Raw genomic sequence first — 19,039 nt, forward strand, 5'->3', positions numbered from 1 at the left:
ACATGAAAAACTCTATCACGAAAAGCCTTTTCCCCACTCTTGCGGCGGTCGCGCTTGCCGCCTCCCCTGCGATCGCACAACACCAGCACAGCGATGGCGATCAACAGCATCAGGGAAATCAAGGAAAACAGAAATCTGAAGACTCTATGGACATGCACGGCCACCATATGAAAGACGGCATGCCGCATTTCATGAAAGAGGGCGAACACGCCGCCGCGGTTGAGGCGGCGCTCACGGCCTACGCGGCGGCTGCGGCCGAGAGCAGCGTCGAGGGGATGGCCGCGTACGTTCTGCAGACCGACGATTTCACGATTATCGAAGGCTCGCATCCCAACTGGGGTTGGGCGGACTATCGCGACAATCATCTCGTTCCCGAGTTTGAATCCGAAGACCTCACCATCAAATCCTACGGCTATGATGACTTTCGGATTTCAGCAACGCCGATGATCGCCTATGCGACCTTCAAGGTCTCGATCGCGGCGACCGTACGCGGCGAAGACGTGGAACGCGAACGCATGGGCACTGCGATATTGGTCCGCACGCCGGACGGCTGGAGAATTCGTCATCTGCACACATCCTAGGGTCTGCGACATCGCCAATATAAAGCGGCGGCGCTGCTGTTGATGAGCCCTGAAACAATGCGCGTCGTCGCGGTCATGGTGCTCTGGGCGTCGTGCTACCCCCTGATCACGCTCGGCCTTGATGATGCGCCGCACCTGACATTTGCGGCCATCCGCGCGGTCCTGGCGGGCGGGGCGCTTCTTGGCGTCTCGCTAATACTGCGCCTGCCCTTCCCACGCGAAAAGCGACTCTGGCTCTGGCTCGCCGTCGCCGGGTTCGGCACGACGACGCTCGGCTATCTTGGCATGTTTCACGCCGCTGAATTCGTCGCGCCGGGCTTTGCGACGATCATTACCAACACCCAGCCGCTGCTCGCCGCGGTTCTCGCCTTTTTCATCCTGCGGGAAAAGCTCGGCCCAAAAGCGCGCCTCGGTCTCTTCGTCGGCTTTCTCGGAGTCGTCATCGCCGCCGCGCCGCAGATTGCGGGGGCCTCCGCGGGCGCGACCCTTAAGGGAATCGCCTATATCTTTCTCGCCGCCACCGGCGTCAGCATCGGCAATGTTGCGATCAAGCGGATCGCCGGCGCGATTGATCCTACATCTGCAATGGGTTGGCAGCTTTTCATTGGCGCAGCGCCCCTCGCCCTCTTTGCCGCCGCGACGGAGAGCCCCGGCGATATCTCATGGACCCCCGATTTCATTTTCAGTCTCCTCGGGCTCAGTCTCTTTGGCACGGCGCTCGCCTTCTGGCTCTGGCAAACAGCGCTCACCACGATGGACTTGTCGCGCGCCAACGCCTTCAGCTTTCTCGTGCCATTTTTGGGAATTTCCTTCGGCGCGATCTTTTTCGGCGAAGCGATTACCCTCAATGCGCTCGCCGGCGCCGTGCTCGCCGTCATCGGCGTGCGTATGGTTCTTGCGCCGTCTCCCACAAAACGGGGCGCAAAATGAATAATGATAAACCACGCCAGGACAAGCCCGCGTACAAGCCGCCTCTTTCTTACAAGATCCTGACGCCGCTCTACGATCTTGTGATCGCCGCGCTGACGCGTGAGCGCGTCTGGCGCAATGCGTTCATCCAGGAAATTTCGGCGCAAACCAATGACCGCATTCTCGATGTCGGGTCGGGGACGGGCACCCTCGCCTTAGCGCTTCATCAGGCCGCGCCGGGAATTCGCTATGTCGGCGTCGATCCCGATGAGGACGCAGTGCGTCGGGCGCGTAACAAGACGGCGAAATTGAAATCGGCGATCCGATTTGAAGTTGGCTATTTCTCCGCGGAAAATACCTATTTCGAAGAGACGCCAACCAAAATCATCACCAGCCTGGTTCTCCATCAGGTTCCCCTCGAAGAAAAGCGCCGGATTATTAAAGATGCATACGAATTGCTGCCCGCCGGCGCGATGTTTTACATCGCCGATTACGGTCGTCAGAAGTCATGGCTGATGCGCCTTTTGTTTCGCCTTACGGTTCAAGCGCTTGACGGGGTTGACGATACCCAGCCGAACGCCGAAGGAATTATTCCTGTTCTTCTTGAGAACGCCGGTTTCACAGATGTTTGCGCGTCGGAAAGGATTGCGACGCCGACAGGCGTGATATCGATCTACAGCGGCTCAAGATCCGATCGAATCGAAGGGGAATCATGAACAACGACTACAAAAAGAACAGTCTCACGCTGGCGGGCGCGATCGCCATGGGCACCGGCGTCATGATTGGCGCCGGCATCTTTGCGCTCACCGGTCAGGTCGCGCAATTTTCAGGACCCGCCTTTCCGCTGGCTTTCCTTATTGCAGCCGTCATCAGCGGATTTAGCGCCTACACCTATATCAAGATGTCGAACAAATACCCTTCAGCGGGCGGAATCGCTATGATCCTACAAAAGGCGTATGGGCCAACCACGATTGCGGCGGCCAGCGCACTGTTGATGACGATGTCGATGATCATCAATGAGAGCTTGGTTGCACGCACCTTCGGCGCTTACACGCTGCAACTGTTCGATGTCGAAAAGAACAGCGTGCTCGTCCCTATCCTCGCCGTGGGGCTGATTGCCGTTGCATTTGTTATCAATATTTCCGGCAACAAGATTATTGGCGGCGTGTCGAAAGTCGCCGCCGTTTTGAAAGTCGGCGGCATCCTGATCTTTGCTGGCGCAGCGCTCTGGGCCTCGGGTCTCTCCTTTGAAGCGGCAAGCAGCGCGCTCAGCAATGAGACGACGCCGGCTGGGTTCCTGGCAGGCGTTGCACTGGCGATTCTAGCCTTCAAGGGATTTACGACCATCACCAATAGCGGTGACGAGGTGCAGAACCCGAATAAGAACGTCGGGCGAGCGATTATGTGGTCGCTCGGCGTTTGTCTTATTGTCTATATGGCCGTCGCCTTAGCTGTCGGGTCGTCCCTCACCCTAGAGGAAATCATCGCCGCCAAGGATTTTTCGCTGGCGGAAGCGTCCCGCCCGGCCTTCGGCGATCTCGGCGTCGCGTTCACCGTCGTCATTGCAATCATCGCGACAGCTTCCGGATTGTTGGCCAGCGTGTTCGCAGTCTCGCGAATGTTGGCAATGCTGACCGATATGAACCTTATACCGCACAAGCATTTCGGCATGCCGGGCGGCATCCAGAAACACACGCTTGTCTATACAGTCTTGTTGGCGGCGTTTTTGGCGGCGTTTTTCGATCTGGGCCGAATCGCTTCCCTGGGCGCCATCTATTATCTCGTGATGGATGTCATTATCCATTATGGCGTGCTGCGTAATTTGCGCGAAGATGTCGGCGCTCGTGCTTGGGTCCTCATCTCTGCAATACTGTTCGATCTCCTGGCGCTCGGCGCATTTCTCTTCATCAAGGCCAGCGCTGATCCGATGATCGTGGTGATCGCGATAGGCTCCATGGCGGCGATCTTTGCCTTCGAAGCCATCTATCTTGGAAAAATTCGCGACAAGGAGGCGCCAGATCATGCGCACTCCCATTCCTGAAAACAAGCGCACGCGGAGATCGTTGTGATCTTCGCTATTGTGATAGCCGCTTTGACATTCGTTCTATCCGGCGCCTTGCATTACATTATTGTGTCCGGCGCCATTCGGCGCCTTGGCGCAGCGAACTTTCATCGCGGACGAAAACTCGTTCTGGCGCTTTGCGTGTCAGGGATTGCCCATATCGCGGCCGTTGTGCTCTATGCCGCAGCGTATGGCATAGGCCGGGCTTTGAACATTGGCGAGCTGAGCGGCGGCGCATCCGGTTCTGCAATGGATGTGTTCTACTTCTCACTCGTCACATACACCTCACTCGGCCTCGGCGACATTGTACCAACGGGGCATCTACGCCTTATTGCAGGCATCGAGGCGCTCAATGGGTTTTTACTGATCAGCTGTTCGGCCGCTATGCTCTTCCTGTTCATGAGCGGTCAAAACAAATCAGAAAAACAATGACCTAGGGATCGTATTTCTCACAGGCACGCCAACAGAAACGATGCGCGACGCTTCCCGTCCATGATGAAACTATCATCGCATTCTTCCATCGCCCGGAAGAAGACGATTTGAACGCAGACTATTTGACGCCCTATGAACTGATCGGCAACGGCCGCGTCTTCCTGGCCGGGACAATCCAGGGTTGAGCGCGGCTGAAAAGCCGCCGCTCCTCTCAAATACAAGACGGCTTTTATTCTCAGAAATGAAGCCAAGGCCGAAAACCGTGAATAAGCGATCCACCCGATCGACCGTGAGGTTGCGTTTAGCCGTGAGACCGCAGCAAATGGCGAGAGGGACAAAGGCCTCAGACCCGTAAACATAGGCTTGAGAGGTTCGCGTCCGCCGCAAGAGAGCGCGAACCGTTGCGCGTTGGAGCCTTATGATATGCCGTTCTTGAGATTCGCTTTTTCATCGGCTGGCGCTCTCATCCTCGCGGCCTGCGCAACGGTCGGGCCCGACTATGTCGCGCCGGATACAGGCGGCGTCATAGCTACCGATTTCGAGGTCGACAACGCGGCCAACAGCGTCAACCGCGAGCCCGCGCACCAATGGTGGAGAGCGCTCGAGGACGAGACCCTCAATGGGCTGATCGAAACCGCCTTTGAGGAAAACCGGGAGCTGCGGCGCGCGGCCGCGAATGTCGAAGCAGCGCGGTCTTTCTTGAACCTTGAACGCGTCAATCTGCGGCCGACCGGAGAGGCGCGCGCCGCCTATCAGCGCCGTCGCCTCACCGGCGCCGCCTTCGGTCTTGACGAGCTTGACTTCGACGACGCCGAGTTCTTCGACATCGGCGTGAACGCCGCCTGGGAGCTCGATTTTTTCGGCCGCGTGCGGCGCGCGACGGAAGCCGTCCTCGCCGATGCTCAGACTGCTGAATTTCTACGCCGTTATGCGCAAGCGCTTGTCGCCGCGGAAACAGCCCGCGCCTATGTGGAATACCGCGGCGCTGCGCTTCACCTCGACGTCGCCAAACAAAACTTAAACGTTCAGCGCAATTCTGAGCGGCTCACACAGAGACGTCTCGACGAAGGCCTCGGTTCACGTCTCGACGTCGCCCGTGCGGAAGCTCAGGCCAAGACAACCGAAGCGTCGATCCCGCCGATTGAGGCGGCGCAAGTCGCCGCCGCCAACCGGCTGGCGACCCTCACTGGGCAAAACGTTGACACTGTGATGTTGGCGTTGGCGGCGGGGCCCCAGGATTTGCCGACGCCGCCCGACGCGCTGCCGATTGGCGACATCGAAATGCTGCTCAAACGGCGCGCTGACATCCGGGCGGCTGAGCGCACGCTCGCTGCCGCAACCGCCCGCATTGGCGTCGCCAAGGCCGAATTTTTCCCACGTGTCATGCTCACCGGCGGCGTCAGTCTTGCGGCGCAGGACATCGCAAGCGTCGGCGGAACCGGCTCCCTGGGCTATGGCGTCGGGCCCACAATCACATGGTCGGGATTCGATATTCCCCGCGTTAGGGCGCAAATCGAAGCCGCGGGCGCAAACGCCGAAGCCGCGCTTGCCGCCTACGAACAATCAGCGCTCGTCGCGCTTGAGGAAACCCAGACAGCGCTCGCTGCATACGGTCGCGAGCGCGTACGCTATGACGCGCTCGCTGAGGCGGCCGCAAAGGCCCACGAAGCGGCTGCACTCGCCCGACAGCGCTATGATGTGGGCGCCGACGATTTTCTGACGGTGCTCGACGCAGAGGAGCGCTTGCTTGCGGCGGAGGCTGCGCTCGCCGCGGGTCAGACGGCGGTGACCGTGGATTTCATTCGCGTATACCAGGCGCTCGGCGCCGGTTGGAGTGTTGATCCGGCTCCTTGATTTTTCTCTACAAGAAGCGGGTCTAGCGAATCTTGAACCACCCTTATGATCCCACCGCGCCGCTTTCTAGATTGTGAGGCCGCTGTTACGTAAACAGCGTTCACACGAGCGCGCCACGAAAGGTTCTCTGAATGACCGCATTTTTTACAGTATTTGTGACGATCTTCCTGGCTGAACTGGGCGACAAAACGCAACTCGCTACGCTGATCTACGCAACCGACGGCGATCGTCCTCGCTGGCTTATTTTTTTCGCGGCTAGCCTCGCTCTTGTCGCCTCCTCAGGTCTTGCTGTTATCCTTGGAGCCGCCGCCGAGCGTTCTTTGAGCATTCTGCCGCTGAAACTCATCGCCGGCGCCGGATTTATCGCCATTGGCGGATGGATGGTTTTTGAATATTTTCACTCGACGCGTTGACGCAATTCCTTACGGTTCTTTCAAACCAGACTTCATATGTCTGGGTTTAGTTCGCTTTGATATGCTCGTTTTTCAAAGCGCATCAATGACTCTACGCAAACGAGCGCTGACAGCCTTAGCGATATCGATGAGCGCGGGATTATCGATCGCCTGCATGGAGGCGACAGGATTGACAGCCGCCGCCTCAATGCCGCCATTTACCTCTTGAAGAATAACATTGCAGGGCAGCATCGTTCCGATCCTGTCTTCCGCCTGCAGCGCTTTATGAGCGAGTTCAGGATTACATGCGCCCAAAATTTTGTAAGGTCGGAATTCAACGCCGATTTTATCCTTGAGGGTCGATTTGACGTCGATTTCGGTGAGGACGCCGAAACCCGCGTCTTTGAGCGCCGCTCTCACTCTCTCTTCCGCCGCTTCAAAATCGTCGTCCCGAAGGGTTTTAGAGAAATAATACGTCATGACGAATGCTCCTGTGTTTTATTGCATGTGGCGCACTGCACATCTTACTGCCGTATAGAAGAAAAAGTTTGATTGCTCTCAATTCCAGGAATCACGCAATCCTTCTACAGATTGGGGCCTACTTTACATTTTTGATCGGGACGCTCGCTTCCCAATGGGGCAAAAACCAACACGGAACCGAATAACACTTTTTTTGCGCACGCGATCAGCTATGGATGATCGGCGTGCATTCGGTATCCGACGCTCCTTTCGTCATTCGAGTCGTCGCGAATTTGGCATCTGTAGATTCCATATCGTCCATGGGGCATTGTTCAATATCGGCTGCGGCGAGTTTCATAGCTGTGACGTGCAATTTCGCCATGCATGCTTTGTGCACGCTTTCATCTCTTTCCAACGAGCACATCCACGCAATTTTGTCGCTTTCTCCACGTTGAAGCTTCAGCAAAAAATGAACGCGTTCGCCAACGGCAAAAGTGTTTAGATCAACGGACGCAATCACATCGAATGTCATGACCATTTCGTCAAAGCCGATGGAATGAGCTGGCCTGTGCGAAATATCGACCTTTGACTGTTCGATATCGAGCGCCGTGATCACGCCCTCGCCTCTCGGGATATCGCAGTGAATAGCACTATCCAGTTGCCGATCCGCGTGCGGATCAAGCGTCGTTTGCGAAAACGCGGGTCCGGCCGACCAAAACGATGCTACCAAGGCGAAAAACACGGCGCTAATGCAGGACTGTTGTTTCATTTCACCTCCAATAATATCGGAGCAGATCGCACCTGCGGGACAAGAAGGCCTTCCTTTTCCGCAGGCGCGATGCAACCATATCCAAACGCCTTAAATCGTCAGAACCAAAGTCTCAAACCGGCGACGAAAGAAACACTGGATGGATCGCCGCCGTCGGCGCGTACGAAGTCGGCGGTTTCGCCGACGGATCGCGTCCAATCGATACCGATATAGGGCGCAAATTCGCGTTTGATTTCGTAGCGCAGGCGCGCGCCGAGTTCGGCTGTAGAAAGACCGGAGCCGACGCCGTATTCAGGAACGCTCTGTACGGCAAAGTTGAGTTCCGTACGCGGCTGCAGAATAAGGCGCTGGGTGAGTAAGAGTTCGTATTCCGCTTCGATGCGCGCCGAGACATCGCCCTGGCCGCTCACAAACAGGGCTGTGTCGAGTTCGAAGAGATAAGGCGCGAGCCCCTGCAGGCCGATGACGCCGAAGGTTCGCCCGTCGCCCGGCGCGAAATCGTGACGGACGCCGGCCTGCAGGTCGAAAAAGCTGGTGATGGGTTTTGAGTAGAGCCCTTGCAGTTCCGCTTCTTCGAAAGCGTCCGCGTTAAAGTCGTATTCGCCTTCGGTCTTGACCCAGAACTTATGCGCATCCGTGCCGTACCAGCCCTGCGCATCCCACAAGAGCAGCGGATCGCCGCTGTTGGAGCGGTATTCCAAACGGTCGGCCTGCACGAACCAGTTCGTTTGCGCGCCGCCTTCGTGCAGCACCGCGCGCCGCGCTGCGTCCATTTCGGCGGCGCCGTAATATTGATCGGCCTGCGACCAGAGTTCGCTGCCGGGGTTTCCCGGGTCTGCGGCGTAGGCGCTGAGCGATGAGAGTGCGGCTGCCGCAATGATGGGGGAAATGAATTTCAACATCAATGCGACCCCCCGAGGCTCTTGGCGCCGTGATCCATGCCGTCATGGCCGTCTTTGTTCATATCTTTTCCGTGGTCCATGTTGGAATGATCCATCGACTGATGGTCCATGGACTTGTGATCCATGGGCGGCGACGGCGGCGCGCCGTCGCGCGGCAAGAGGGAGACAACCTGCATCATGCCGGCGTGCATGTGATAAAGAAGGTGGCAGTGAAACGCCCAATCGCCGACATGTTCGGCGGAGATATCGACTGAGAGTTTCTCGCCCGGCTTGACGATGATCGTATGTTTGCGGGGTTTGTGATCGCCGGCGCCGTTTACGACGTCAAAAAACATCCCGTGCAAATGAATGGGGTGCGGCATCATGGTGTCGTTGACCATGGTGAGGCGCAGGCGTTCGCCTTCGTAAAATTTGATCGGTTCGGTGACTTCCGAAAACTTTACGCCGTCGAACGACCACATATAGCGATGCATGTTTGAAGTGAGATGGATTTCGAGCTCGCGTTCGGGAGCCCGCGTGTCCGGATTAGGATCGAGACTGCGCAATTGCGAATAGCGCAGCGTTCTGTGCGGAACATTTTCAAGGCCGACGCCCGGTTCATCGAGCCGGCTTACCGGAGCCATAGCGACATTGGCGACGCCGGGGCCGGTGGGATGGTTGTGCTCAATGATTGACGCCATGTCGTGGCCGGCGTGCTCGCCGGTCGACGATGCCGGCATTGCCGCCATTGTGGGCTGTATCATGTCATCGGCATGGGATCCGTGATCCATAGACGCGTGATCCATAGCGCTGTGATCCTGTCCCCCATCGGTCTCCATTTTGTCGGCGCCGCTCATCGCCATGCCGCCCATCTCGCCATGGCCCGCCATGCCCATGTCCTTCATAGTCAGTGTCGGGCGCTCTCTCAGCGCCGGCGCTTCCGCGCGCATGCCGGCCGCGGGCCCAATGTCGCGACCGCCATGCCGGACCGGTCAATTGACTCGGCGACCATCGCAAAGGCGCGTGACTCTTTCGGCTCCACAATAACGTCGTAAGTCTCCGCAACGCCGATCTGAAACTCATCCGTCTCAACCGGTTGAACATGAAGTCCGTCGGCCTGAACCACCGTCATCGGCAGGCCTGGAATGCGGAAGTTGAAAAACGTCATGGCTGATGCGTTGATGATGCGCAATCGCACGCGCTCCCCTGGATTGAAAACGGCATTCCAATTGTCCGCCGTCGAATGGCCGTTGATGAGGTAAGTGTAGGTCTCGCCGGTAACGTCGGCGATGTCGGCGGGCGACATGCGCATGGCGCCCCACATGGCGCGCTGGTTCAACGCTTTTCCGAACCCTATTTCCGAAGCGTCGTCGATGAAGTCCGGAAGCGTGTTCTTCTGGAAGTTCATCGCCTCGCTGTTCTTCTTCAGCTTGGCGAAAATCCGGTGCGGGTGCGTGAAGCTCCAGTCGGACAGCACAATAACATATTCGCGGTCGTAAGCGACGGGGTCGGCGCCCTTTGGATCGATGATCAGCGGCCCATAATGGCCGAGCTGCTCCTGCAGGCCCGAATGGGAGTGATACCAATAGGTCCCGTTGTGGGGCAATGTGAAACGATAGGTGAAGGTTTCTCCTGGCTTTATCCCGGGGAACGCAACGCCCGGCACCCCGTCCATGTAAAACGGCACCAGTAGCCCGTGCCAGTGGATCGAGGTGTCCTCGTGCAATGTGTTGGTCACATTGATCGTGATGTCGTCTCCTTCGCGAAACCGAACGAGCGGCGCCGGAATCGTGCCATTGACGCCCAAGGCTTCGCCTGCGCGGCCATCGATGCGCACGGGAAATTTGCCAATCGTAAGATCGAAGCGCGTTCCCGTCAGCACGGGAAGCCCGAGATTGCCGGCGCTGGCGGGTTTGGCCCAGGCGGGCAGCAGCCCCGCTCCGCCAAGCGCCAGTCCGCCGAGACCAGCGGTTTGAATGAGTTTTCGTCTGCTAAACATGCTTACTGTTTCCGAATTTAGGGTCATTACAATGGATGCTCAGTTGCGGCGACACAGAGAGCGAATCGGAGAGATTCTGTTCGCGCGTCGCCCGGGTTGCGGCCGCAAGCGCTTATACGCGCACCACAGCAAGAACCCTCTCGCGCCTATCGCCGGCGCGGGGCTGCGTTCTGCATCAATTCAGGAGACGTATTTTCAGCGAGACCGGCGTTCGGTCCGGCGGGCCGCGCCATAAAGACGGGAGCGCCAGTCTGTGTTCAAAACGCGGCGGCTCGACGATTATCGCGCCGAGTGATGCAACGGCCTTGGCAGTCGGCTTGGCCCCGAGCGAGGCTGTAAATTCAACATTGCCGAGGCCGTGGAAAACAGGCGACGAAGCGCAGTGTTCACAACCACCGGAGCCGAACTCATTCGCGGACCGAACGCCGCCGGATCCGTGATGGTCGTACATTGCGTTATGCGCATCATAGGCGCCGCCCATGTGCGACAGATGCGATTGATGATCCTGAGGGACGACGTGTGAAAAACACGCGCACGCGACATGGCTTGCGCCCAGGAAAAGCGCAAAGAAAGCGATGACCGCCGTCTTCACCGACCCTAAAGTCACAAACCAAAATCCATGCGCTTGACCAATCAGCACGCTGTCTTTAGCTATACCCTGGACAGGTATATGTCAATGAATGAGCACGCAGCTACAATCAGGCGTCTAAAACGCATCGAGGGCCAGGTGCGCGGGATCGTGCGCATGCTCGACGATGATCGATATTTGATCGACACGCTTAATCAAATGCAGGCGATCAAAGCCGCGCTCGCCCGCGCCGAAAGTGAAATCCTTAAAGTTCACGCGAAAAACAGCGTTGAAGTGGCGATAACAGCGCGGAGCGCCAAGGCCCAAAAGGAAATTATTTCTGATCTCGTCGACTTGTTCGACAAACTGAAACGATGAATTCCATTTTCACGCGCTCAGCTCACAATTCTGTTATCACTTAAGACGAAGGCTGGCGTCGCAGCGACGACATAGCCCCTGCGCGTGACGGCATTCAACAGGGCCGCCAAACAAGATGATATCGCTTTCAAGGGATATCGCGGGCCCATGCGTATGATGGCAATTGATCGGCCTTCCGCTGCGGATCGAGGCCGCATGCGCTTTTAGGAATTCTGATTATGACTGATGCGGACTGGCGGGCGGGGTTTGGCGTAATCGCGCGCACAGACGTTACCCTGGAACGACTTGATGCGCTTTTGCGCCAGGCCGCCAATGACGAACTCGCGGTGAGCGAAGCGGAAGCGCGTGAACTCTTCGCCGCGACCGACAAACTGGCCAACGCCGCCATGCGGCTCGTCGCGCATATGACTTACGCCCGGCACGTGGATATGAGCGGCGCACCCTTGCAACCGGACGATTTCAAAGCCGATCCACAAGGCCACACAGGGGGATCGCTTAACATGGTAATCGCCTTTTGCGGATATCTCGCAGCCAACGCGCTCAGCGGCTGCACCCGCGCCTGGACGCTCGGACAAGGCCATAGCGCCGCGGCGATCGAGGCGGTCAACGCCCTCACTGGCGACGTGTCTCCCGCTCAGCAGGGCCGCTACGACCGCAGCGAGGCGGGGCAAAGCGCGCTTGTCAATGATTTTTACAGTTACGCCATTACGCCGGACGGACGTCCAGCCATTCCGCTTGGCAGCCATGTTAATCCGTATACGGCGGGCGGCCTGTCGGAGGGCGGTTATCTCGGGTTCGCAAGCTTGCAATATGTGCACATGCCTCTGCCCGGCGAGCGCCTCGTCGCCTTTCTGAGCGACGGCGCGTTCGAGGAACAACGCGGATCCGACTGGGCGCCGCGCTGGTGGCGCGCGGAGGACTGCGGATTTGCGACGCCGGTCATGGTGCTGAATGGAAGGCGTATCGAACAACGCACCCAAATAAGACAGGAAGGAGGCCTCGAATGGCTGGTCCGTCATCTTGAGCTCTCAGGCTTCGATCCCATCATTGTCGATGGTCACGATCCGCTTTCCTACGCATGGGGACTGCTAGAGGCCGACGCTCGCCTCGAAGCGATCGCGGGCAATCAGCCGACATATCCCGCACGCATACCTTACGTTGTTGCGCCATGCGTCAAAGGGTTCGGATTTCCGGGAGCTGGTACGAACCGCGCACATAATTTGCCCCTGGACGGTAATCCGGCCAAAGACAGTAAAGCGCGCGACGAATTTAACGACGCAGTGAGTACATTGTTCGTTGCGTCGGACGAGCTTGAAAAGTCCATTCAAACGCTTTCAAATCATGTCAGTCAATCGCGCCCGCGGGAAAGCCGCAATTCGCTCGCGACGCGTCAAATCCAATCGCCGAATTTACCTCCATTGCAAGACACTGACGCTCGCGTGGCGACGGCGCGGTGCGCCATGGACGCGATCGACCAGGAATTCGTAGAAATCGTGAAGATCAATCCGGCGCTGCGCGTTCGCGTCGGCAATCCCGACGAATTGCGCAGCAACCATATGCCGCTCGCCCTCGAAACGCTCCGCCACCGCGTCAACGCGCCGGAATCAGGCGCGCCTGAAGCCGTAGACGGCGCGATTATCACCGCCCTTAACGAAGAAGCGGTTATCGCCGCAGCGCTTGGCAACAAAGGCGGGCTCAACCTTGCGGTCAGCTACGAAGCCTTCGCCATGAAAATGCTCGGGGCGCTCCGGCAGGAAATAATCTTCGCACGGCGGCAAAAAGAGTTGGGCCAGAAACCTGGTTGGATCAGCGTGCCGCTGGTCGCCACGTCGCACACATGGGAAAATGCAAAAAACGAGCAATCGCATCAGGACCCCACACTACCCGAAGCATTACTAGGAGAAATGTCCGATGCGGCGCGGGTGATGTTTCCGATAGACGCCGCGAGCGCCGTTGCGGCGCTGCGCGAAGTCTACAGCGGCCACGGGGAAATCGCCTGCCTCATAACGCCCAAAGGCCAGACGCCGAACCGCCTTACCCTTGAAGAGGCGACGCTTTGCGCACGAACAGGAGCGATCCATCTCGCCGGTGAGCCGGGGCACGCAAAGATACAGCTCGCCGCAATCGGCGCCTATCAAACAGGCGAAGCGATGACCGCAAGCGCACGGCTTGCCGCGCGCGGCGCACCGGCATGCGTCACGGCCATCCTTGAGCCTGGCCGCTTACGCATCGCGCGTGATCGGCTGGAGTCGGATTTCGTCCTAGACGATGACGCGCTCAAAGGCCTGTTCCCTTCGGGACTGGCCCGTGTGCTTGTCACTCACACGCGGCCCGAACCGATGACAGGACTTCTCCGGCGCATCGACGGCGGGCCGGACCGGTTAAGGTCGCTGGGTTATATCTCTCGGGGCGGCACATTCGATGTCTTCGGCATGCTGTTCGCCAATCGCTGCACTTGGGCCCATATAATCGATGCCGCCGCTGCGCTTTTGCGGCGACCTATTTCGGATTTTCTGAACAGTGACGAACGCGACGCACTTGCGGGACGGGGAGATCCGAGGGTCCTTGAATTCGAACGCAAAGAGATTCATTCGCAAGCCTGACGGCGCACCGGCGCGTCAACGCATACCTCGGCAATTGCATTAGATTTCGCAATACATAAAATGTCACAATTACCAAGCGAAAGGAGGAGACGCGAAGTTCGACAGATCGAACCTCCTCTTTATACGGAATGCTATGGTGACGGCATTGAAACGCTTGTTTTTCTCGCCGGCCTCGGCGGCACGACGCGTTATTGGGCGCCGAGGATTGCTCCTCTCACCCGCGATTACAAAATCGTTCTCGTCGACTTGCTAGGCTTTGGCGATTCGCCGAAACCCTGGACCCGCTACAGCGTAGACCGTCACGTCGCGGCCCTGCATGAGACGCTGGCGACCTTGGGTCCATTCACCATTATCGGCCATTCATTGGGCGCTTTATTGGCGGTCGCTTACGCAGCGCGATTCCCCGAGCAAATAAAGAACATGGTTTTGATGAGCTTGCCCTATTTTGGCTCTGAGGAAGATGCATATCGCTACTTTAGAAAGAACCGGAATGACCGTCTAAGAGGCCTGGTAGTCACGAATATGGGGCTGACGATCATTGCATGCCTCATTACGCGGCGCGTGCTGGGTAAATTTTTACCGTATCTGATCCGTGATATGCCAAAAGAAGTTGTCGCGGATCTGGTGAAGCATACGTGGATTTCATCAACATCTTCCCTATGGGAAGTCGTCTATCGATATGATGCGTTAAGCGATATTCTTCGAATTCCAGAACGAATAGATGTGTTATGCATTCATGGAGACCGTGACACGACGGCGCCGCTGTTTTCGCTCGATCTTATCCAAAAACATCGACCGGGTTGGCGGATCGATATGCTGCACGACGTTGATCACCACCCATTTCTTCGCGACACGGCAAGATGCATTGAATTGATCAAAAATATCGTGCCGTAAATCAAAACGACATAGCAACGGCGAATTTGTCTTCAAGAAGCTTTCCGTCGCCGTGAAAGATTGCCGAGCCGGTGACCAGCGCCTGGTTACGCCCTCAATTGGAATCGCACGCATTCGGCAAGCAATGAGCTCACATCAAGCACGTTGCTTTCATGCGGTATAGTGTTTGTCGTGACGATCCGTCCTGCGCCAGCGGCCAAAAGGTCATGATACGCTGTGCCCGCAAAGACAGCGTGAACGCCAATGCAAACCGGAGCTGACATGCTTGCTTTTTTCAGGTGTCCGACGGTTTCGATCATCGTGCGCGCGGTTGAAATGATATCGTCGACAAGGACCGGCGTGTGCGCGCGCCATTGCTCCACCTGCGGTACGCTCACCGCGACATCGCGATCTCCGCGCCGCGTCTTCTCAAGTATAAGATAAGGCGCGCCGGCGCCGTTTGCCGTATCCGAGACCCACTGTTCGCTCTCGCTGTCTGGACCAACCAGCACCGGGTTTACGACATGCTGCTTGATCCAGGCTGAAACCGTCGGCGCAGCATGCGCAGCCACGGCGGGAATAGAATAAACGTCTGATAATGCAGTAATACGATGAAGATGCGGATCGATTGTGACGAGCCAGTCAATCCAGGGGCTAAGCGCAGCAGCAAAATGTTTAGCAGTCACGCCCTCTCCCGTCTGAAAGCGCTGGTCCTGCCGCATATAGGCAAGATAGGGAGCCACAAGCCCTACTGTCTTCGCGCCGTTTTCGCGCGCCGCCGCGGCGGCGAATATCAATGGCAGAAATTTCTCGTCCGGGCGGTCAAGCGTGCAAACCAGGACGATGTCGCGCGCCTCGACACTTGTCTCATAACGAACGTAACTCTCACCGTCGGGAAAACGACGTATATTGATTTTTCCCAAATCGCCGCTAAGCGTTTCAGTGAGCGCCGCCGCAATCTCCTCGTGACTGAACAATGAAAAAAGAAGAGGGCGCATCGTTAAGCCTCAATTTCGAAAATTGGCGGGTGACTATCCAAATATTCTATTGCGTACTCGATTTCGCCCCGTGTTTCCGCATGCAGAGTAAAAAGAGGCTCTGACGTTTCGACGCGCTGGCCAAGAAAACCGTGGAGTTCAAGTCCCGCCGCTTTCGCATCCGGCGCGCCTGCGAGTTTCGCGGCCTTCGCCAGGCGCCGGTTGTCGATCGCCTCGATCAATCCTCCATGATCGGCGAGAATCGGATGTTGATAGGCTGACTGCGGCGGCTCGCGCATGCCGCCCTGAGCGTCGCAAATCGCCTGGAACTTCACCCAGGCGCGGCCGTCGGCAATTGCCGCAGCTGCAGCCCGTTCACCTTCGCCTTCAGCTGCAACGCCGCTAAGCTCCAGCAAGGCGCCTGCAAGCGCGACCGCCCGTCGCCGCAAATCTTCAGGCGCTTCCGCATCCTGGCGGAGCACCTTCAGGACATCCTGCGCCTCAAGCGACGGCCCAATCCCGCGCCCCACAGGTTGACGACCGTCGGTTTGGATTACGCGCGTTTTGATCGCAAGGGCTTCAGCCGTCTTCAAAAGATTGGTCTTGAGAGAAACCGCGTCACCATCCGTTCTCACCTTTGCCGTCGGGCCGACGGGCATATCGATAACTAAATGCGTCGCGCCCGCCGCTGCTTTTTTCGACAGAACAGAGGCGACGAGCTGGCCCTCGCTGTCAATGTCGAGCGCGCGCTCAACGCGAATAAGCGTATCGTCCGCCGGGCTTAAATCGACCGCCCCTCCCCAGACGATGCAACCGCCTTCCTTCTCCACCACCTGACGCATCGCGTTCAGATCGAGGTCGACAGGTGCAAGCGTTTCCATCGTGTCCGCCGTACCGGCCGGCGAGGTGATCGCGCGAGACGATGTTTTCGGCATGGTGAGGCCGCAAGCGGCGGCGATCGCAACGACGATCGGCGTCGTCCGATTGCCGGGAAGGCCGCCAACGCAGTGTTTATCGACGATTAAGGGGACGCCCCAATCGAGACGTTCGCCCGCTGCGACCATAGCGCGTGTCAGGTGTATGACTTCTCGCTCGTTCAAGCCGCGCGCCGCGCAGGCGGTAATGAAAGACGACAAGTGAATGTCGGAATAGCGGCCTTCGACAATGTCACGCATAATTCTGCTAATGGCCGAGTTTTCAAATTCCCGCCCGTAGACTTTGGCGCGAACGTCGCTCAAAGAGTCGAGTGGGCGCGCATGCGAAACGCGCAACAATGCGCCCTCCTCGCACTCCAGACGTCGCCACGCCGCTTCGGACAGTCCAGCCTCCCCGGAGGCCAGAAGTTCTCCGGTGATCAAATTGACCGTTGCGATCACAAACGAAGCGCCGCTCGCCACTCGAATTCTGGCCTGGGCCGAAAATCCTTCGGCGCGGCAAACATGACAGTCGCGGCGCATATAGATGACGGCTTCCTGGTGCGTGTCGATCCCTAGGCGCTTGGCGCGCAGAACATTGGATGCTTCAATTGTCATTCGTCCCGCCCTTGATTTTCTTCCATTGAACCGGCCGACCGCTACGCGATATCATATTCGTCGTTGATTGCCGGCACAGTGCAGTCCCAGCCGAGCTCTTCGACGATGCGCTGACGCAAGGCGTCCGACGCAGCAGGCTCACCGTGGGTGACGAATGTCCGGCGCGGCGGAGACTGGAAATTTTTTAACCAACCTAGAATCTGGTCCGCGTCCGCATGAGCGGACAACATATGAAGATTATGTACTTCCGCGCGAATCTTCACGTAGGCTCCATGAATTTTGACCGCCTCGGCGCCGCCGACAATCGCCGCACCCCGGGTTCCCCCGGCCTGAAAGCCTGTAAACACCAGCGCATTGCGTTCCTCCGGCGCATAGTATTTGAGGTGATGTAAGATTCTGCCGCCGGTCGCCATGCCGCTCGCCGAGATAATGATTTTTGGCATTTTGTTCGCATCGAGCGTCTTCGATTTTTCCGCCTCGCGGACATATTCGGCAACGCCGCATGAGGTCCGGCACTGTTCTGCCGTCAACCGATGGTCATTAAGGTGCTCGCAAAAGATCTCGCTTGCGTCGATTGCCATTGGACTGTCGAGATATATCGGCAGATCGGGAATTCGATTTGATCGCTTCAAGCGATCAAGATGAAACAATATTGTTTGCGCGCGCCCAACAGCGAAAGCCGGGATAAGTACCGTCCCGCCACGGGCGGCGGTTCGATTGACTATATCCGCCAACTTATTTTCAGGGTCTTCTTTTTCGTGGATTCTATCACCGTAGGTCGACTCGACTACCAAATAGTCCGTATGGCGAATAGGCGCCGGATCCAGCATCGTCGCGGAGTTTGGAGGCCCTAGGTCACCTGAAAAGACAACATCGTTTCCGCCTATTGTCAGTTGTACGGTCGCAGCGCCGAGAATGTGGCCGGCGGGACGAAATCGCGCAGTCACCTCCGGCGAAACATCGACATCTTCCTCAAACTGCACGGAATTGAAATTCTCAAGACTCGTCTCGGCGTCTCGTTGCGTATATAGCGGGCGTGCAGGACGATGCTTCGAGAAGCCGTGCTTATTTGCAAATTCTGCGTCTCGTTCCTGTAAGTGACCGCTGTCTGGCAGCAATATCGAGCAGAAATCTCGTGTCGCAGATGTCGTATAAATCCGTCCCTTAAAACCATTTCGGACTAAGAGCGGAATGTAGCCGGAGTGATCAAGATGTGCGTGGGTCAGTATGACTGCGTTGATAGTCGCTGGGGCAACCGGAAGCGGAGCCCAGTTCTTTAATCGCAATTGCTTGAATCCCTGAAAGAGGCCGCAATCCACAAGAATGCGCTCGTCGTTGACTTGGACAAGGTACTTCGATCCAGTGACGGTCCCAGTTCCACCGAGAAAAGTGATCGCTCGTGCCATAATTAGCTACCTTCCGTGTTCAAACCAAGAAGCGCGCAGTCAAGCACTCGCCAACGCTCTATGTGAGGTTTTAAGGGCAGTTAACCTCCAAACGCCTCAGGATCATGCCTATATACGCTCACCGCAATGCAATCACTCAGACTTCTGGAAAGCCAAAATACTTTCCCGACCATGTGCTTGGTGTTCGGGCATATTACGTTCTCTTTTTGAGCTACTTGTTAACGCGCTTTCAAGAACTAGATATACATAAGAATTTGCTCAGTGGCGTGAAGCGGTATTGGTGGTGGTGCTTTTCAACTATGCCGCCATTCAATTAGAGGGCTGAGGCGCGTAGTATTGCGCAATCGCCAGCTCAACCCACAAA

The 19,039-nt window shown here is 57.3% G+C and carries 17 protein-coding genes and 1 pseudogene; 10 read left to right on the forward strand and 8 right to left on the reverse strand.

Annotated elements, in window-relative coordinates:
• The first annotated feature begins 2 nt into the window (after positions 1 to 2).
• The 7 genes from ACQY5P_RS10430 to ACQY5P_RS10460 all read left to right on the forward strand — a co-directional run bounded on the left by ACQY5P_RS10430 (position 3) and on the right by ACQY5P_RS10460 (position 6,251).
• Positions 3 to 581 carry a nuclear transport factor 2 family protein gene (locus ACQY5P_RS10430; protein ID WP_428406800.1) on the forward strand — a complete coding sequence of 193 codons (579 nt, stop codon included), beginning with the start codon at positions 3 to 5 and terminating at the stop codon, positions 579 to 581.
• A 42-nt stretch (positions 582 to 623) separates the two neighbouring features.
• Entirely contained in the window at positions 624 to 1,511 is an 888-nt protein-coding gene (locus tag ACQY5P_RS10435) for a DMT family transporter (RefSeq protein ID WP_428406801.1), read from the forward strand.
• Entirely contained in the window at positions 1,508 to 2,206 is a 699-nt protein-coding gene (locus ACQY5P_RS10440) for a class I SAM-dependent methyltransferase (RefSeq protein WP_428406802.1), read from the forward strand. Before ACQY5P_RS10435 ends, ACQY5P_RS10440 begins: the two co-directional genes overlap by 4 nt.
• Entirely contained in the window at positions 2,203 to 3,531 is a 1,329-nt protein-coding gene (locus tag ACQY5P_RS10445; RefSeq protein ID WP_428406803.1) for an APC family permease, read from the forward strand. The genes ACQY5P_RS10440 and ACQY5P_RS10445 overlap by 4 nt, the downstream gene beginning before the upstream one ends.
• A 24-nt stretch (positions 3,532 to 3,555) precedes the next feature.
• Entirely contained in the window at positions 3,556 to 3,984 is a 429-nt protein-coding gene (locus ACQY5P_RS10450; protein WP_428406804.1) for a potassium channel family protein, read from the forward strand.
• 423 nt (positions 3,985 to 4,407) lie between these two features.
• On the forward strand, positions 4,408 to 5,838 hold the full coding sequence (locus ACQY5P_RS10455; RefSeq protein ID WP_428406805.1) for an efflux transporter outer membrane subunit: 1,431 nt from the start codon (positions 4,408 to 4,410) through the stop codon (positions 5,836 to 5,838).
• Positions 5,839 to 5,969: 131 nt separating this feature from the next.
• Positions 5,970 to 6,251, forward strand: a complete 282-nt coding sequence (locus tag ACQY5P_RS10460) for a TMEM165/GDT1 family protein (RefSeq protein WP_428406806.1) — start codon at positions 5,970 to 5,972, stop codon at positions 6,249 to 6,251.
• A 72-nt stretch (positions 6,252 to 6,323) separates the two neighbouring features.
• Here ACQY5P_RS10460 and ACQY5P_RS10465 read toward each other — a convergent pair whose 3' ends face one another.
• From ACQY5P_RS10465 to ACQY5P_RS10485, 5 genes and pseudogenes are all read right to left on the reverse strand, one after another.
• Positions 6,324 to 6,710: a DUF302 domain-containing protein gene (locus ACQY5P_RS10465; RefSeq protein ID WP_428406807.1), complete on the reverse strand. Its 387-nt coding sequence runs from the start codon at positions 6,708 to 6,710 to the stop codon at positions 6,324 to 6,326.
• A 205-nt stretch (positions 6,711 to 6,915) separates the two neighbouring features.
• Positions 6,916 to 7,458 (reverse strand): copper-binding protein, encoded by a 543-nt coding sequence (locus tag ACQY5P_RS10470; RefSeq protein ID WP_428406808.1) that lies wholly within the window; start codon positions 7,456 to 7,458, stop codon positions 6,916 to 6,918.
• Between the two features lie 98 nt (positions 7,459 to 7,556).
• On the reverse strand, positions 7,557 to 8,360 hold the full coding sequence (locus ACQY5P_RS10475) for a copper resistance protein B (RefSeq protein ID WP_428406809.1): 804 nt from the start codon (positions 8,358 to 8,360) through the stop codon (positions 7,557 to 7,559).
• Positions 8,360 to 10,338 (reverse strand): annotated as a pseudogene (locus ACQY5P_RS10480) (copper resistance system multicopper oxidase). Before ACQY5P_RS10480 ends, ACQY5P_RS10475 begins: the two are co-directional and overlap by 1 nt.
• 175 nt (positions 10,339 to 10,513) lie before the next feature.
• Positions 10,514 to 10,945 (reverse strand): hypothetical protein, encoded by a 432-nt coding sequence (locus ACQY5P_RS10485; RefSeq protein WP_428406810.1) that lies wholly within the window; start codon positions 10,943 to 10,945, stop codon positions 10,514 to 10,516.
• Positions 10,946 to 10,957: 12 nt separating this feature from the next.
• Between ACQY5P_RS10485 and ACQY5P_RS10490 the strand changes: the two genes are divergently transcribed.
• From ACQY5P_RS10490 to ACQY5P_RS10500, 3 genes are all read left to right on the forward strand, one after another.
• Entirely contained in the window at positions 10,958 to 11,284 is a 327-nt protein-coding gene (locus ACQY5P_RS10490; RefSeq protein ID WP_428406811.1) for a metal-sensitive transcriptional regulator, read from the forward strand.
• 218 nt (positions 11,285 to 11,502) lie between these two features.
• Complete coding sequence (locus ACQY5P_RS10495) at positions 11,503 to 13,887, forward strand: xylulose 5-phosphate 3-epimerase (RefSeq protein WP_428406812.1); 2,385 nt, start codon at positions 11,503 to 11,505, stop codon at positions 13,885 to 13,887.
• 60 nt (positions 13,888 to 13,947) lie between these two features.
• Positions 13,948 to 14,781, forward strand: coding sequence for an alpha/beta fold hydrolase (locus ACQY5P_RS10500; RefSeq protein WP_428406813.1), 834 nt, complete (start codon positions 13,948 to 13,950; stop codon positions 14,779 to 14,781).
• An 86-nt stretch (positions 14,782 to 14,867) separates the two neighbouring features.
• Here ACQY5P_RS10500 and ACQY5P_RS10505 read toward each other — a convergent pair whose 3' ends face one another.
• Genes ACQY5P_RS10505 through ACQY5P_RS10515 form a run of 3 tightly spaced genes read right to left on the reverse strand, consistent with a single transcriptional unit; the run spans position 14,868 to position 18,675 of the window.
• Positions 14,868 to 15,758, reverse strand: a complete 891-nt coding sequence (locus ACQY5P_RS10505; protein ID WP_428406814.1) for a ribose-phosphate pyrophosphokinase — start codon at positions 15,756 to 15,758, stop codon at positions 14,868 to 14,870.
• Positions 15,759 to 15,760: 2 nt separating this feature from the next.
• Positions 15,761 to 17,269, reverse strand: coding sequence for a thymidine phosphorylase family protein (locus tag ACQY5P_RS10510; protein ID WP_428406815.1), 1,509 nt, complete (start codon positions 17,267 to 17,269; stop codon positions 15,761 to 15,763).
• Positions 17,270 to 17,310: 41 nt separating this feature from the next.
• Entirely contained in the window at positions 17,311 to 18,675 is a 1,365-nt protein-coding gene (locus ACQY5P_RS10515; protein WP_428406816.1) for an MBL fold metallo-hydrolase RNA specificity domain-containing protein, read from the reverse strand.
• Positions 18,676 to 19,039 lie beyond the last annotated feature (364 nt).

The sequence above is a fragment of the Hyphococcus sp. genome, from assembly GCF_965267305.1.
Classification (GTDB): domain Bacteria; phylum Pseudomonadota; class Alphaproteobacteria; order Caulobacterales; family Parvularculaceae; genus Hyphococcus.

Excerpts from the sequence above, each read along its gene's own strand:
- ACQY5P_RS10460 (WP_428406806.1), top strand. The coding sequence starts at position 5,970 with ATGACCGCATTTTTTACAGTATTTGTGACGATCTTCCTGGCTGAACTG.
- ACQY5P_RS10475 (WP_428406809.1), bottom strand. The coding sequence starts at position 8,360 with ATGTTGAAATTCATTTCCCCCATCATTGCGGCAGCCGCACTCTCATCG.
- ACQY5P_RS10430 (WP_428406800.1), top strand. The coding sequence starts at position 3 with ATGAAAAACTCTATCACGAAAAGCCTTTTCCCCACTCTTGCGGCGGTC.
- ACQY5P_RS10440 (WP_428406802.1), top strand. The coding sequence starts at position 1,508 with ATGAATAATGATAAACCACGCCAGGACAAGCCCGCGTACAAGCCGCCT.
- ACQY5P_RS10445 (WP_428406803.1), top strand. The coding sequence starts at position 2,203 with ATGAACAACGACTACAAAAAGAACAGTCTCACGCTGGCGGGCGCGATC.
- ACQY5P_RS10455 (WP_428406805.1), top strand. The coding sequence starts at position 4,408 with ATGCCGTTCTTGAGATTCGCTTTTTCATCGGCTGGCGCTCTCATCCTC.
- ACQY5P_RS10495 (WP_428406812.1), top strand. The coding sequence starts at position 11,503 with ATGACTGATGCGGACTGGCGGGCGGGGTTTGGCGTAATCGCGCGCACA.
- ACQY5P_RS10465 (WP_428406807.1), bottom strand. The coding sequence starts at position 6,710 with ATGACGTATTATTTCTCTAAAACCCTTCGGGACGACGATTTTGAAGCG.
- ACQY5P_RS10435 (WP_428406801.1), top strand. The coding sequence starts at position 624 with ATGAGCCCTGAAACAATGCGCGTCGTCGCGGTCATGGTGCTCTGGGCG.
- ACQY5P_RS10470 (WP_428406808.1), bottom strand. The coding sequence starts at position 7,458 with ATGAAACAACAGTCCTGCATTAGCGCCGTGTTTTTCGCCTTGGTAGCA.
- ACQY5P_RS10510 (WP_428406815.1), bottom strand. The coding sequence starts at position 17,269 with ATGACAATTGAAGCATCCAATGTTCTGCGCGCCAAGCGCCTAGGGATC.
- ACQY5P_RS10490 (WP_428406811.1), top strand. The coding sequence starts at position 10,958 with ATGCGCTTGACCAATCAGCACGCTGTCTTTAGCTATACCCTGGACAGG.
- ACQY5P_RS10515 (WP_428406816.1), bottom strand. The coding sequence starts at position 18,675 with ATGGCACGAGCGATCACTTTTCTCGGTGGAACTGGGACCGTCACTGGA.
- ACQY5P_RS10505 (WP_428406814.1), bottom strand. The coding sequence starts at position 15,758 with ATGCGCCCTCTTCTTTTTTCATTGTTCAGTCACGAGGAGATTGCGGCG.
- ACQY5P_RS10500 (WP_428406813.1), top strand. The coding sequence starts at position 13,948 with ATGTCACAATTACCAAGCGAAAGGAGGAGACGCGAAGTTCGACAGATC.